Origin of the sequence: Streptomyces sp. NPDC007346 (assembly GCF_040703535.1) — a bacterium.
Classification (GTDB): Bacteria; Actinomycetota; Actinomycetes; order Streptomycetales; family Streptomycetaceae; genus Streptomyces.
The window spans coordinates 1-14,565 of record NZ_JBEYKR010000165.1 but is presented as its reverse complement, the minus strand read 5'-3'; the positions used below and the strand labels follow the sequence as shown (position 1 = coordinate 14,565).

Annotated in this window: 11 protein-coding genes; 2 read left to right on the top strand and 9 right to left on the bottom strand. The window is 72.6% G+C overall.

Features of this window, described 5'->3' with window-relative positions; genetic code table 11:
- Positions 1-60 precede the first annotated feature (60 nt).
- The 6 genes from aceE to AB0917_RS29745 form a co-directional block, all read right to left on the bottom strand.
- The gene (aceE, locus tag AB0917_RS29770; RefSeq protein WP_366822773.1) at positions 61-2,730 is read right to left on the bottom strand and encodes a pyruvate dehydrogenase (acetyl-transferring), homodimeric type; all 2,670 of its coding nucleotides are present in this window, start codon (positions 2,728-2,730) and stop codon (positions 61-63) included.
- A 266-nt stretch (positions 2,731-2,996) separates the two neighbouring features.
- Positions 2,997-3,620: a GntR family transcriptional regulator gene (locus AB0917_RS29765; protein ID WP_366822772.1), complete on the bottom strand. Its 624-nt coding sequence runs from the start codon at positions 3,618-3,620 to the stop codon at positions 2,997-2,999.
- Positions 3,621-3,767: 147 nt separating this feature from the next.
- Positions 3,768-5,591 carry a 2-oxoglutarate dehydrogenase, E2 component, dihydrolipoamide succinyltransferase gene (gene sucB, locus AB0917_RS29760; RefSeq protein ID WP_366822771.1) on the bottom strand — a complete coding sequence of 608 codons (1,824 nt, stop codon included), beginning with the start codon at positions 5,589-5,591 and terminating at the stop codon, positions 3,768-3,770.
- A 62-nt stretch (positions 5,592-5,653) separates the two neighbouring features.
- Positions 5,654-7,042: a dihydrolipoyl dehydrogenase gene (gene lpdA, locus AB0917_RS29755; protein ID WP_366822770.1), complete on the bottom strand. Its 1,389-nt coding sequence runs from the start codon at positions 7,040-7,042 to the stop codon at positions 5,654-5,656.
- Between the two features lie 365 nt (positions 7,043-7,407).
- A complete protein-coding gene (locus AB0917_RS29750; protein ID WP_366822769.1) occupies positions 7,408-8,961 on the bottom strand; it encodes a leucyl aminopeptidase in 1,554 nt (517 codons plus the stop codon).
- A gap of 258 nt (positions 8,962-9,219) precedes the next feature.
- Positions 9,220-10,002: an adenosylcobinamide-GDP ribazoletransferase gene (locus tag AB0917_RS29745; protein WP_366822768.1), complete on the bottom strand. Its 783-nt coding sequence runs from the start codon at positions 10,000-10,002 to the stop codon at positions 9,220-9,222.
- 88 nt (positions 10,003-10,090) lie between these two features.
- Between AB0917_RS29745 and AB0917_RS29740 the strand changes: the two genes are divergently transcribed.
- Positions 10,091-10,855, top strand: a complete 765-nt coding sequence (locus AB0917_RS29740) for a hypothetical protein (protein ID WP_366822767.1) — start codon at positions 10,091-10,093, stop codon at positions 10,853-10,855.
- Here AB0917_RS29740 and AB0917_RS29735 read toward each other — a convergent pair.
- The 3 genes from AB0917_RS29735 to AB0917_RS29725 form a co-directional block, all read right to left on the bottom strand.
- A complete protein-coding gene (locus AB0917_RS29735; protein ID WP_366822774.1) occupies positions 10,795-11,526 on the bottom strand; it encodes a hypothetical protein in 732 nt (243 codons plus the stop codon). The genes AB0917_RS29740 and AB0917_RS29735 overlap by 61 nt on opposite strands.
- A 248-nt stretch (positions 11,527-11,774) precedes the next feature.
- Positions 11,775-12,893 carry a nicotinate-nucleotide--dimethylbenzimidazole phosphoribosyltransferase gene (gene cobT / locus AB0917_RS29730; protein ID WP_366822766.1) on the bottom strand — a complete coding sequence of 373 codons (1,119 nt, stop codon included), beginning with the start codon at positions 12,891-12,893 and terminating at the stop codon, positions 11,775-11,777.
- 119 nt (positions 12,894-13,012) lie between these two features.
- Positions 13,013-14,215: a bifunctional adenosylcobinamide kinase/adenosylcobinamide-phosphate guanylyltransferase gene (locus tag AB0917_RS29725; RefSeq protein ID WP_366822765.1), complete on the bottom strand. Its 1,203-nt coding sequence runs from the start codon at positions 14,213-14,215 to the stop codon at positions 13,013-13,015.
- A 98-nt stretch (positions 14,216-14,313) separates the two neighbouring features.
- Between AB0917_RS29725 and AB0917_RS29720 the strand changes: the two genes are divergently transcribed.
- Entirely contained in the window at positions 14,314-14,523 is a 210-nt protein-coding gene (locus tag AB0917_RS29720; RefSeq protein ID WP_003969611.1) for a hypothetical protein, read from the top strand.
- The last annotated feature ends 42 nt before the right edge of the window (positions 14,524-14,565 follow it).

Here is a 14,565-nt window from a genome sequence, read left to right as displayed (position 1 = left end):
CCCCGACACGATCGCCCCGGCGACCGCCTCCGGGGGGCCGGACCAGCAGGGAGAGAGGGCTCAGAGGCCGTACCGCTCCCGGGCCTCCTTGACCGCCGTGGCCGGCACCTCGCCGCGCCGGGCGAGCTGGGCCAGCGACGCCACCACGACCGACTGGGCGTCGACCCCGAAGTGGCGGCGGGCCGCCTCGCGGGTGTCGGAGAGGCCGAAGCCGTCCGTGCCGAGCGAGGACCAGTCCTGCTCCACCCACTGGCTGATCTGGTCCGGGACCTGGCGCATCCAGTCGCTGACCGCGAGCACCGGGCCCGGCGCACCGGAGAGCGCCTGGGTCACGTACGGCACCTGCTGCTCACCGCGGAGCAGCGCCTCGTCGGCCTCCAGCGCGTCGCGGCGCAGCTCGCCCCACGAGGTGGCGGACCAGACGTCGGCCGTGACGCCCCAGTCGGCGGCCAGCAGCTCCTGGGCCTCCAGGGCCCAGTGGATCGCCGTACCGGAGGCCAGCAGTTGCAGGCGCGGCGCATCCGCCTTGACGGGCGTGCCCTCCTTGAAGCGGTACAGGCCCTTGACGATGCCTTCCTCGACGCCCTCGGGCATCGCGGGCTGGGGCTTCGGCTCGTTGTAGACCGTCAGGTAGTAGAAGACGTTCTCGGCCTCGGGGCCGTACATCCGGCGCAGGCCGTCCTTGACGATCACCGCGATCTCGTAGGCGAACGCCGGGTCGTAGTTGAGCGAGGCCGGGTTGGTGGCCGCGATCAGGTGCGAGTGGCCGTCCGCGTGCTGGAGGCCCTCACCCGTCAGGGTCGTACGGCCCGCCGTGGCGCCGACGATGAAGCCCTTGCCGAGCTGGTCGGCGAGCTGCCACATCTGGTCGCCGGTCCGCTGCCAGCCGAACATCGAGTAGAAGATGTAGAACGGGATCATCGTCTCGCCGTGCGTCGCGTACGACGTGGAGGCGGCGATGAAGTCGGCCATGGCCCCGGCCTCGGTGATCCCCTCGTTGAGGATCTGGCCGTCCTTGGCCTCCTTGTAGTACATCAGCTGGTCGCGGTCGACCGGCTCGTACGTCTGGCCCAGCGGCGAGTAGATGCCGGCGGACGGGAAGAGGGACTCCATACCGAAGGTACGGGCCTCGTCCGGGACGATCGGCACCCAGCGCTTGCCGGTCTCCTTGTCCCGCATCAGGTCCTTCACCAGGCGGACGAACGCCATGGTGGTGGCCATCTCCTGCTTGCCGGACCCCTTGTACAGGGCCTTGAACGCGCGCTCCTCGGGCTGCGGCAGCGCCACCGTGTGCACCCGGCGGGCGGGGGCCGGGCCACCGAGGGCGGCACGGCGCTCCTGGAGGTAGCGGACCTCGGGGGAGTCGGCGCCGGGGTGGCCGTAGGGGACCAGGCCGTCCTCGAAGGCGCTGTCGGGGATCGGGAGGCCGAGCAGCTCGCGCATGCTCTTGAACTCGTCGATCGACAGCTTCTTCATCTGGTGGTTGGCGTTCTTGGACTCGAAGCCCTTGCCGAGCGTGTAGCCCTTGACCGTCTGGGCCAGGATCACGGTCGGCGCGCCCTTGTGCTCGATCGCCGCCTTGTAGGCCGCGTACACCTTGCGGGCCTCGTGGCCGCCGCGCGAGGTGTAGAAACACTCGGCGATCTTGGCGTCGCTGAGCAGCTTCGCCAGCTCGGCCAGGGCGGGCTCGGCGCCGAAGAAGTGGTCGCGGATGTAGGCCACGTCGCGGGTGGCGTACGTCTGGAACTGCGCGTCCGGGACCTCACGCAGGCGGCGCAGCAGCGCGCCCGTGGTGTCCAGCTGGAACAGCTCGTCCCAGGCGTTGCCCCAGAGCGTCTTGACGACGTTCCAGCCGGCCCCGCGGAACTGCGCCTCCAGCTCCTGGACCACGCGGAAGTTGGCGCGGACCGGGCCGTCGAGGCGCTGGAGGTTGCAGTTGATGACGAAGGTCAGGTTGTCGAGCTGCTCGCGGGAGGCCAGCGCGAGGGCGGCGGTCGACTCGGGCTCGTCCATCTCGCCGTCGCCCAGGAACGCCCAGACGTGCGAGTTGGAGGTGTCCTTGATGTTGCGGTTGGCCAGGTAGCGGTTGAAGCGCGCCTGGTAGATGGCCGAGAGCGGGCCGAGGCCCATCGACACGGTGGGGAACTCCCACAGCCAGGGCAGCCGCCGCGGGTGCGGGTAGGAGGGCAGGCCCTCGCCACCGGTCTCCTGGCGGAAGTTGTCGAGGTGCTGCTCGCTGAGCCGGCCGTCGAGGAAGGCGCGGGCGTAGATGCCGGGGGAGGCGTGGCCCTGGATGTAGAGCTGGTCGCCGCTGCCGTCCCCCTCCTTGCCGCGGAAGAAGTGGTTGAAGCCGGTCTCGTAGAGCCACGCCGCCGAGGCGAAGGTGGCGATGTGGCCGCCCACCCCGTACCGGGCGCCACGGGTCACCATCGCGGCCGCGTTCCAGCGGTTCCACGCGGTGATCCTCGACTCCATCTCCAGGTCGCCGTCGAACGCGGGCTCGGCGGCGGTCGGGATGGTGTTGACGTAATCGGTCTCCAGCAGCTTGGGCAGCGCGAGACCGGCGCCCTCGGCGTGCTGCAACGAGCGGCGCATCAGGTACGCGGCGCGGTGCGGGCCGGCGGCCTGGGTGACGGCGTCCAGGGAGGCCGCCCATTCGGCGGTCTCCTCGGGGTCACGGTCCGGGAGCTGGTCGAGCTCGCTCGGAAGCTTTCCTACGGGGTCGGTCATGATCGCCGCCTTCCGGAGAGGAGGGGGGTGGAGAAGGCCCTGGCTGGCAGGACAGGGCGATGGGGCCGGTGGGCCCGCGGGGTGAACTCTAAGTCGCTGATCGATGATCGATCAAAGGATTGAAGGCAAAACTTCTCGATACGAAGAAAAGTGGCATGGGGTGCCTCGAAATGGGGCACTGAGTGACGCGAAAAAGCGCGCAAAAGGGGCGCTGACCTGCACGAACGAGCAGCCAGTACGCCAGATGATCGGGCGGCCGCCGGGGCCTACGCGCGCGGCGCGCAGCCCAGCACGTGGGCCTTCACCAGGGCGCCGATCTGCGGGTCCCCGGCGAGGAACGCGTCGATGAGGGCCTGGTGCTCCTCCGCGTACGACTTCTGCACCGTGCCCAGCCAGCGGATCGACAGGGCCGTGAACACCTCGATGCCCAGCCCCTCCCAGGTGTGCAGCAGCACGGCGTTCCCGGCGGCGCGGACCATCTCCCGGTGGAAGCCCACCGTGTGCCGCACCTGGGCCTCGCCGTCGGCCAGCCGGTCCGCCTCGTACAGCGCCGCCACATGGGGGGCCAGGGCCGAGCAGTCCCGGCCGAGCAGCGGGGCCGCCAGCTCCGCCGCGATCTGCTCCAGGCCGGCCCGTACCGGGTAGCTCTCCTCCAGGTCGGCCGCGGTGAGGTTGCGGACCCGCACGCCCTTGTTGGGGGCCGACTCGATCAGCCGGAGCGTCTCCAGCTCGCGCAGCGCCTCGCGTACGGGCGTCTGGCTGACCTCCAGCTCGGTGGCGATGCGGCGCTCCACGATCCGCTCACCCGGCTTCCAGCGCCCGCTGACGATCCCCTCCACGATGTGCTCGCGGATCTGTTCGCGCAGCGAGTGGACGACGGGCGGGGTCATGGGGGTGCTCCTTCGGACAAACCGGTGGTGCCTACACCATCACGGTGGCGAGGGCGACCGGTGGTGTTTAGACAATACGGCGGCGCCCCCGCCCGGAAGAGTTCCGGACGGGGGCGCCGCTGGTGAGGCTGGTTACAGCCGGAGCGTTCAGAGGCCGAGCTCGACCTCGAACTCACCGGCCTCCAGGATCGCCTTGACCGACGTCAGGTAACGGGCGGCGTCCGCGCCGTCCACCAGGCGGTGGTCGTAGGAGAGCGAGAGGTACGTCATGTCGCGCACCGCGATGGTCTCGCCGAGGTCCGGGTGGTCGATGACCACCGGGCGGCGGACCGTGGCGCCGATGCCCAGGATGGCTGCCTGGTTCGGCGGCACGATGACGGTGTCGAACAGCGCACCGCGCGAACCGGTGTTGCTGATGGTGAAGGTGGCACCGGACATGTCGTCCGGGGTCAGGCCGCCACCGCGGGCCTTGCCGGCCAGCTCGGCGGTCTTCTTCGAGATACCGGCGATGTTCAGGTCGCCCGCACCCTTGATGACCGGGGTCATCAGGCCCTTCTCCGCGTCCACGGCGATGCCGATGTTCTCCGCGTCGAAGTACGTGATGGTGCCTTCGCCCTCGTTGATCCGGGCGTTGATGACCGGGTGGGCCTTCAGCGCCTGGGCCGCCGCCTTCACGAAGAACGGCATCGGGGACAGCTTGACGCCCTCACGGGCGGCGAACGCGGCCTTCGCCTGGTTGCGCAGCTTCATCAGCTTGGTGATGTCGACCTCGAGGACCGAGGTCAGCTGGGCCTGCGAGTGCAGCGCCTTCATCATGTTGTCGCCGATGACCTTGCGCATGCGGGTCATCTTGACCGTCTGACCGCGCAGCGGGGACGCCTCCAGCTTCGGCGCCGCCTTGGCGGCGGCCGGAGCGGCGGCGGGCGCCGGAGCGGCTGCGGCGGCCTTGGCGGCCTCCGCGGCGGCGACGACGTCCTGCTTGCGGATACGGCCACCGACGCCGGTGCCCTTGACCGAGCCCAGGTCCACGTTGTTCTCGGACGCGAGCTTGCGGACCAGCGGCGTGACGTAGGCGCCGTCGTCACCGGAGGGCGCGGCCTTGGCGGCCGGTGCCTGGGCGGCGGGGGCCGGCTGGGCGGCGGCGGGCGCCGGGGCCGGCTCGGAGGGAGCCGGGTCCGGAGCCGGAGCGGTCTGCTGCTGCGGCGCCGGGGCGGAGGGAGCCTGCGGAGCGGGGGCCTCCTGCTTCGGGGCCTCCTGCTTCGGCTCCTCGGCCTTGGGGGCCTCGGCCTTCGGGGCCTCCTGCTTGGGGGCCTCCTGCTTCGGGGCGGCGCCCGGAGCACCGATGACGGCCAGCTTGGCACCGACCTCGGCGGTCTCGTCCTCGCCGACCACGATCTCCAGCAGCACACCGGCGACCGGGGCGGGGATCTCGGTGTCGACCTTGTCCGTGGAGACCTCGAGCAGCGGCTCGTCCTCCGCGACCTCCTCGCCGACCTCCTTCAGCCAGCGGGTGACGGTGCCCTCGGTGACGCTCTCGCCGAGCGCTGGAAGGGTGACGTCGGTGCCCTCGGCGGACGAACCGCCGGTGGCCGCCTCGGCGGTCGGGGCCTCGGCCGGAGCCTCGGTCTCGGTCGACGGGGCGGTGGGCGCCTCTTCGGCGGCCGGGGCCGGGGTGGCGGCCGGCTCGGTGGACTCGGCCTGGGCCGGAGCCTCGGACTCGGCCGGTGCGCCGGAGCCGTCGTCGATGACGGCCAGCTCGGCGCCGACCTCGACGGTCTCGTCCTCGGCGACCTTGATGGACGACAGGACGCCGGACGCGGGGGCCGGGATCTCGGTGTCGACCTTGTCGGTCGAGACCTCGAGCAACGGCTCGTCGGCCTCGACGCGCTCGCCCTCGGCCTTCAGCCAACGGGTGACAGTGCCCTCGGTGACGCTCTCGCCGAGCGCCGGAAGGGTTACGGAAACCGACATGGTTTCAGTTGCTCCTTACGAAAATGCGGAAGTGGTCGGTCGTCGCGCCCGGGACCGGGGGATCAGTCGTGCGAGTGGAGAGGCTTGCCGGCCAGTGCCAGGTGAGCCTCGCCCATCGCCTCGTTCTGCGTCGGGTGGGCGTGGATGAGCTGCGCGACCTCGGACGGCAGCGCCTCCCAGTTGTAGATCAGCTGGGCTTCGCCGACCTGCTCGCCCATGCGGTCGCCCACCATGTGGACGCCGACCACGGCACCGTCCTTGACCTGGACGAGCTTGATCTCGCCCGCGGTCTTGAGGATCTTGCTCTTGCCGTTGCCCGCGAGGTTGTACTTGAGGGCGACGACCTTGTCCGCGCCGTAGATCTCCTTGGCCTTGGCCTCGGTGATGCCCACGGAGGCGACCTCGGGGTGGCAGTACGTCACCTTCGGCACGCCGTCGTAGTCGATCGGGACGGTCTTGAGACCGGCCAGACGCTCCGCCACCAGGATGCCCTCGGCGAAGCCGACGTGCGCGAGCTGGAGCGTGGGGACCAGGTCGCCCACGGCCGAGATCGTCGGAACGTTGGTCTGCATGTACTCGTCGACCAGGACGTAGCCGCGGTCCATGGCGACCCCGGCCTCCTCGTAGCCCAGGCCCTGCGAGACCGGGCCGCGGCCGATCGCGACGAGCAGCAGCTCCGCCTCGAAGGTCTTGCCGTCGGCGAGGGTGACGCGGACGCCGTCCTGCGTGTACTCGGCCTTCTCGAAGAACGTACCGAGGTTGAACTTGATGCCGCGCTTGCGGAAAGCGCGCTCAAGAAGCTTCGAGCTGTTCTCGTCCTCGACCGGGACGAGGTGCTTCAGGCCCTCGACGATGGTGATCTCGGTGCCGAAGGACTTCCACGCCGAGGCGAACTCGACGCCGATGACGCCGCCGCCCAGCACGATCGCCGACTTCGGGACGCGGTCCATCTTCAGCGCGTGGTCCGAGGAGATGATGCGGTTGCCGTCGATCTCCAGGCCCGGCAGCGACTTCGGCACGGAGCCGGTCGCCAGCAGCACGTGGCGGCCCTGGACACGCTGGCCGTTCACGTCGACGGAGGTGGGGGAGGAGAGCTTGCCCTCACCCTCGATGTAGTGGACCTTGCGCGAGGCGATGAGACCCTGGAGACCCTTGTACAGGCCCGAGATCACCTCGTCCTTGTACTTGTTGACGGCCTCCATGTCGATGCCCTCGAAGGTGGCCTTCACGCCGAACTGGGCCGACTCGCGGGCCTGGTCCGCGATCTCGCCCGCGTGCAGCAGCGCCTTCGTGGGGATGCAGCCGTTGTGCAGGCAGGTGCCGCCGACCTTGCCCTTCTCGATCAGGGCGACGTCCAGGCCCAGCTGCGCTCCGCGCAGGGCCGCGGCGTAACCGCCACTGCCACCGCCGAGGATCACTAGGTCGAAAACGGTGCTGGCGTCGTTCGCCACGTCACGTCCTCCATGCATGTGCGCCGTACGCCGGGCCCCGTCGCTGGGGTGTGACCGGCCGGTCGGCTGGTGTTCGGCCGCTTTTGTCATTCGGCCCTGTGGTGGGGGCCCTGTCCTGCCGAGAACCCATCTTCGCACTTGTTGACGGTGGGCGGGACGCGGGGCCCGGGTCCGGGACGGATGATCGTCCGTCCCGGTGGGTTACTGCTGCGTAGTTACCTACGGATTCCGTCGATGTTCGTCGAGAGCGAAACCCTGTCTTCCCTTGGCGCTTCCTTGCCGCTTCCGAAACGAGTCTTGCCGCTTTCGCTGCGACAACACGTAAGGCCCCGGACCTATGCCCGGGGCCGTACGAGGGAGGTCACTCAGCCCAGGTCGCCGTCGGCGGTGCGCTCGGCGAGGCGCACCAGGGTGCGGACCGCGGAGCCGGTGCCGCCCTTGGGCGTGTAGCCGTACGGCGCGCCCTCGTGGAAGGCCGGGCCCGCGATGTCCAGGTGCGCCCAGGCGATGCCCTCGCCCACGAACTCCTTGAGGAACAGGCCGGCCACCAGGCCGCCGCCCATGCGCTCACCCATGTTGGCGATGTCGGCGGTGGGGGAGTCCATGCCCTTGCGCAGGTCGGCGGGGAGCGGCATCGGCCAGGAGGCCTCGCCGACCTCCTCGGCGATCTCGTGGATCGACGTACGGAAGGCGTCGTCGTTGGCCATGATCCCGAAGGTGCGGTTGCCGAGCGCCAGCACCATCGCGCCGGTCAGGGTCGCCACGTCGACGATCGCGTCGGGCTTCTCCTCCGAGGCGCGGGTGAGCGCGTCGCCCAGGACGAGCCGGCCCTCGGCGTCGGTGTTGAGGACCTCGACGGTCTTGCCGCTGTACATGCGCAGCACGTCACCGGGGCGGGTGGCGTTGCCGGAGGGCATGTTCTCGGCCAGTGCCAGCCAGCCGGTCACGTTGACCTTGAGGCCGAGGCGGGCGGCCGCGACGACGGCGGCGAACACGGCGGCGGCGCCGCTCATGTCGCACTTCATCGTCTCGTTGTGGCCGGCCGGCTTGAGCGAGATGCCGCCCGAGTCGTAGGTGATGCCCTTGCCGACCAGGGCCAGGGTCTTCTGCGCCTTCGGGTGGGTGTAGGCGAGCTTCACCAGGCGCGGGCCGTTCACGGAGCCCTGGCCGACGCCGAGGATGCCGCCGAAGCCGCCCTTGACCAGGGCCTTCTCGTCCAGGACCTGGACCTTGACGCCGTGCTCCTTGCCCGCGGCGGTGGCCACGGCGGCGAAGGACTCGGGGTAGAGGTCGTTGGGCGGGGTGTTGATCAGGTCGCGGGCGCGGTTGATCTCCTCGGCCAGCGCGAGGGCGCGCTCGACGGCCGCCTTGTACGCCTTGTCGCGCGGCTTGGCACCGACGAGGGCGATCTCGGCGAGCGGGAGCTTGGGGCCGCTGTCCTTGGACTTGGCGTCCTTGGGGGCGAGCTTGTTCTCGCCGCCCTGGTAGGCGGTGAAGGCGTAGGCGCCGAGCAGGGCGCCTTCGGCGACGGCCGCGGCGTCCTCGACGGTGCCGGCGGGCAGCGCGAAGCCGGCCTTCTTGAAGCCGGACAGCGCGCGGGCGGCGGTGCCCGCGGCGCGGCGCAGCGCCTCCGCGTCGTACGCGTCGTCCTTGTCCGGGACCGGACCGAGCCCGACCGCGATGACGACCGGGACCTTGAGGCCGGACGGCGCGGGCAGCTTGGTCAGTTCGCCCTCGGCACCCACGGCCCCCAGGGTCGCGAGAACGGAGGCGAGCTTTCCGTCGAACGCCTTGTCCACGGCCTCGGCGCCCGGTGCGAGGACCAGGTCCTTGGATCCAGCGCCCTTCGCGACGCCGACGACGAGTGCGTCGGCGCGCAGCGTCGCCGCACCGGCAGTGCTGAGAGTGAGAGCAGTCACGGTGGTGAAATCTCGCTTCCGTTGAGTTCGAGTTCGGTCGAGGGGTGGGCCGACCGTGCCCGGCGCATCGTAGACGCCTCCGCAACGCGCCAGGAACGAGCCTACGCGCGCCGTTCGCCGGGGGTTACGGCGGCGGGCCGTTCCGACCGGTATGGCGGTCGGTTCCGGCTGTACGGGGGCCGCCTTCCGTCGGGTACGGAGGCGGGTGCGCGTGCCGTGCGTGGGCACGCCGGTGGGTCTGCGCGTGGGCCGACGGCGTCACGGGCCGAGGACCAGCACCACCAGGGCCGCCGTCCCCGCCGTCTCCGCCACCCCGCCGAACACGTCGCCGGTCACCCCGCCGAACCGCCGTACGCAGTGGCGCAGCAGGAGTTCGGCGGCGGCCAGGGCGCCGAGCACCGCGAGCGCGTGGTGCGGTGCCCCGTACCGGCCCAGCGACGCGCCCGCCGCCGCGCACAGCGCCACCGTCACCCCCGCCACGAGCAGCGCTCGCCCCGCTGGGACCGTGGCCGCCACCACCGCGCCGAGGCCCTCGGGCCGGGCCGCCGGGACGCCCCGACGGCAGGCCAGGGTGAGGGCGAGCCGGGCGGCGACCGCCGCGACCACGGTCCCCAGCGCCCCGTGGGCCCAGCCCTCCGCGTACAGCTCGAAGAGGGCCGCGACCTGGGCCAGCAGGGTCAGGAGCAGGGTGATGACCCCGAACGGCCCGATGTCGGACTGCTTCATGATCCGCAGTGCGTCCTCGGCCGGTCTCCCGCTGCCGAGGCCGTCCGCCGTGTCGGCGAGGCCGTCCAGGTGCAGCCCCCGGGTGAGGGCGGCGGGCACCGCCACGGAGGCGACCGCCGCGAGCAGCGGCCCCGAGCCGGCCAGCAGGGACAGCGTGCCGAGCGCGGCGGCGAGCAGGCCGACGACGAGCCCGGCGAGCGGGGCGCAGGCCATGCCGGCCCTGGCGGTCGCGCGGCCCCAGCGGGTCACGCGGACGGGCAGCACGGTGAGGGTGCCGAAGGCGAAACGCAGGCCATGGCTGTTCAGGGAGGTCACCGCGGGCAGGTTAGCCGCTCCCGCACACGGATAGATTGGCGAAATCGGTAGAAAAGCCGCGGAGCGCAGCGTATCGGGAGCGGGTGGCATGGGTAACTGGTGGCACACCAACATCGCCGAGCCGGGCAAGCTGCCCCTGCTCCTCGCCCTGGCCGCCTTCGTCCTGACCTTCGCGATCACCCGCACGATCACGCGGATGATCCGCGCGGGGAAGGGCCCGTTCCGCGACATCACCCCGGGCGGGATCCACATCCACCACGTGGTGCCCGGGGTCGTGCTGACGGTGGTCGGCGGCTTCGGCGCGGTGGCCGCCGGCCGGCACGGGGTGGCCGCCGGGGTGTGCGCGGTGATCTTCGGGGTCGGGGCCGGGCTGGTGCTGGACGAGTTCGCGCTGATCCTGCATCTGGACGACGTGTACTGGACCGAGGAGGGCCGCCGGAGCGTGGAGGCGGTCGTGCTGACGGCCTCGCTGGTGCTGCTGGTCCTGGCGGGGTTCTCGCCGCTCGGGGTCGACGACGTGACCGACGCGGAGCAGCAGGGCAGGCTCGGCGTCATCGCCTCGTACGTGATCAACTTCTGCTTCGTCGTGATCGCGCTGTTCAAGGGCAAGACCCGGATGGCGGTGCTCGGCACGTTCGTCCCGTTCGTCGCGCTGATCGGCGCACTCCGTCTGGCCCGCCCCACCTCGCCCTGGGCCAGACGGTTCTACCGCCACCGCCACCGGGCCCGTTCCAGGGCGGTGCTGCGCGCCTACCACCACGATGTGCGCTGGGCGGGGCCGAGCCGGAGGTTTCAGGACCTCATCGGCGGCTCCCCGGACCGGGTCCCGCCACCACCCGCCCGCAGGCCCTGAGCCCCGCCCTCCCGCCGCCGCCCGAGCCACTCCCGTACGGCGCACACCACCAGGACGGCGGCGATGGAGGCCAGATGCTCCCGGCCCGCCAGGTTGTCCTTGACCAGGACCTCCACCACCATGGCGACGACCACCAGCGACCCGGTGAACCAGGCCCGGTAGGCGTGGCAGACGTACACCGCGAGCCCCACCACCGCCGCCGAGGGCCCGGTGTCCACCACCTGCGCGTCCGAGGCCGGCAGCCCCAGGAACGCGTCCGGGCCCAGCGCGACGCCGACCCGGGCGTACAGCGTCCCCGCCAGCGTGGCGGCGTACGCGACGGCCAGGGTCCGCCACCGCCCCAGGCACACCTCCGCGATGCCGAACACCACCAGGATCTGCGCCAGCGCCCCCCACACCGGCAGATCGAGCGCGGGCACGAACAGCGACAGCGGCGTACGCAGCAGAGCGAGCCACCCCGGGTCCTCGGCCCGCACCGCCCCCAGGCTCCGCACCGGGCCGTAGCCCCACGCCTGGTTCTGGACCAGCTGAACGACCGCGGTCAGCGCCACCGCCGTCCACGTCAGCGCGAGCGCCCGCACTCCGCGTGCGCGGAGCCCGTTCCCTACGGTGGTGAGGAGCGGGCCCCACTCCCGCCGGGCGGCCCGGCGCGGCGCCGGGAGGCGGCTCATCCAGGACGACATGGACGGGGCCCCCGGATCGGTCGGTACGTGGCGTCGGCGCGGGGGAGCGACTCGACCTGACCACCCGTGCGAGAGGAAGCGCGGCAGCGCGCGCCACAGCCTCGGCACCGGTCCCGCGCCGAGCCGCGATCCCCTCCCGAAGACGGACGGACGCCCGGCGAAGTTGAGCGGGACCTGTGTGATCTTTCGATCCCCTGTGGGGGCGGCGGGGGCGCCCGGCTCGCCGTCTGCGGCCGTCAGGTCGCGTCGAGCGCCTTCGCCTCGTCCTCGGCAGCGGGCTCCGCCGACCCGTCCGCGTCCCCGTCCTCGGCCACCTCCGGCGTACGCTCCGGCAGCTCGGCGGCGAGCGCGGCCGCCGCCTGCACCAGCGGCAGGGCCAGCAGCGCGCCCGTGCCCTCGCCCACCGTGACCCCGTGGTCCAGCAGCGGGGTCAGCGCCATCCGGTCCAGCGCCTTCGACTGCGCCGGCTCCCCGCTGACCTGCCCGGCCAGCCACCAGTCCGGCGCCCGGAACGCCGCCCGCTGCGCCACCAGCGCACAGGCCGCCGCGACGACCCCGTCCAGGATCACCGGCATCCGGCGCACCGCCGACTGGAGCAGGAACCCCGTCATCGCGGCCAGATCGGCGCCGCCCACCGTCGCCAGCAGCTCCAGCTGGTCACCGAGGACCGGCCGGGCCCGGCGCAGCGCGTCCCGGATCGCCGCGCACTTGCGCATCCAGGCCAGATCGTCGATGCCCGCACCGCCGCGCCCGGTCACCACCGAGGCGTCCGTACCGCAGAGCGCCGCGACGAGGGTGCCCGCGGCCGTGGTCCCGCCGACGCTCAGGTCGCCGAGCACCACCAGGTCGGTGCCGGAGTCCGCCTCCTCGTCGGCGATGGCCATGCCCAGGCGGACGGCGCGCTCGGCCTCCTCGGCACTCAGCGCGTCCTCGATGTCGATGCGCCCCGAACCCCGCCGCACCCGGTGGCGGACGACGGACTCGGGCAGCAGCTCCGGGTCGCAGTCGATGCCCGCGTCCACGATCCGCAGCGGCACCGAGAAGCGCCGGGCCAGCACCGCCACCGGGCTCGCCCCGTCGAGGGCCGCCCGGACCAGCTCGTGGGTGGTGCCCGCCGCGCGCCCGGAGACGCCCAGCTCCGCCACCCCGTGGTCACCCGCGAAGAGCACCAGGCGCGGCTGCGCGACGGCCTTGACCGGTACGGACTGCTGCGCGGCGCTGAGCCACTCGCCCAGCTCGTCGAGCCGGCCCAGCGCCCCCGGCGGGACGATCAGCCGCTCCCGCCGTTCCTCGGCGTCGCGCCGTACGCCCCCGTCGGGGCGTTCGATCAGGTCGGAGAAGTCGTCCAGGTTCACGGAGGTCTGCCTCGCGGGTCGTCACGTCGGTTTCCGGTCCGGGAACCCGGCGGCGGGCCCCTGCCGGGAACAGTACCGGTCGACCCGGACGGGCCCCTGCCGGTGCTGGTGACGCCCCCTCACCCCCGCAACACCACCGCCTGCCCCGCCACCACCAGCAGCACCTCTTCGCACTCGGCCGCCACCGCCGCGTTCAGCCGCCCCAGCTCGTCCCGGAACCGCCGCCCCGCCGGAGTCGCCGGGACCACCCCCGCCCCCACCTCGTTGGTCACCAGCACCACCTGGCGCCGGGTCCCGCGCACCGCGCCCACCAGCTCCGCCACCCGCGCCCGCAACGCCTCCTCGCCGCCGTGCCGCCACCGCACGTCCTCCCAGGCGTCCACCCGGTCCATCGCGTCGGTCAGCCACAGCGACAGGCAGTCGACCAGCAGCGGCGGTCCGTCCGCGCCCAGCAGGGCCGCGACCTCACAGGTCTCCTCGGTCCGCCACGCACCCGGCCGGCGCTCCCGGTGCAGCCCCACCCGGGCCGCCCACTCCGGGTCCCCCTCGCGCCGCCCGCCGGTCGCCACGTACACCACCTCGGGGAACGTCTCAAGACGCCGCTCCGCCTCCAGCGACTTCCCCGACCGGGCGCCGCCCGTCACCAGCACCCGGCGCGGCACCTCCGGCACCACCGGGTACTCGCCCACCACCAGCGTCGTCCCGTCCTCCACCGCCCGCGCCCCGGCCGCCGCGAGGGACCGCTCCAGCGCCGCGCCCGGCGGGGCGTCGTGGTCCAGGTGGACCGCGATCACCTCGGTTGCCGGGCCGACCGCCCCCACCGCCCGCAGCCGCGCCACCGCGTCGGGCCGCCCGATCACATCGCAGAGCACCAGGTCGTACGGCCGCTCCGCCCGCCCGTCGAGCCCGGCGGGCGCGGCCCCCGGCGGCAGGTACAGCAGCCGCTCGCCCTCCGGGGAGCCCACCTCGTAACCGGTCCCCGGCGCGTCCATCGGCACCGCCCGCACCCGGTGCCCGCTGATCAGCGTCAGCACCTGGCCGTCCGGCACCCGCCCGGCCGGCGGCAGCGCGGCCGGCAGCTCGACGGCGGGCCCGTCGTGCGGATGGGTCAGCAGCACCTGGCGCACCGCGCCCAGCGAGCGCCCCGCGCGGGCGGCGGCGAACACCGCCCCCGGGGTCAGGTCCAGCAGCAGCGCGTCGTCGACCAGCAGGGCGGTCGCGGCGCGCGCCCACGGGCCGCGGGCCGTCGCACAGGCCGCACAGGGGCAGGAGGGGCGCGGAAGCCCGTCGGGGGCTCCGGTGCCGAGCAGAGTCAGTTCCACACCTTGATCCTCCCGTGTCCCCCCGCGAGGTGCGCGCCCGGCTAGGCTTCTGGCAGCAACTGACCCAGGAGTCGGGCAGCGTGACCCAGGAGGCGGACATGGCGTGGACGTGGCGGTTCGAGAAGTCCGACGGTACGGAGACGGAGCCGGCGCTGCAGCCGGAGGAGTTCACCACCCAGGGCGACGCGGAGTCCTGGATCGGTGAGTTCTGGAAGGAACTCCTGGAGGGCGGAGCCGCCCAGGTGACGCTCTTCGAGGACTCCACCAAGATCTACGGCCCGATGAGCCTTCAGGCCGACGGAGCCTGAGGCTCGGGTGACGGAAGGGGCGGTACGGGGGGAGCCCCTCCC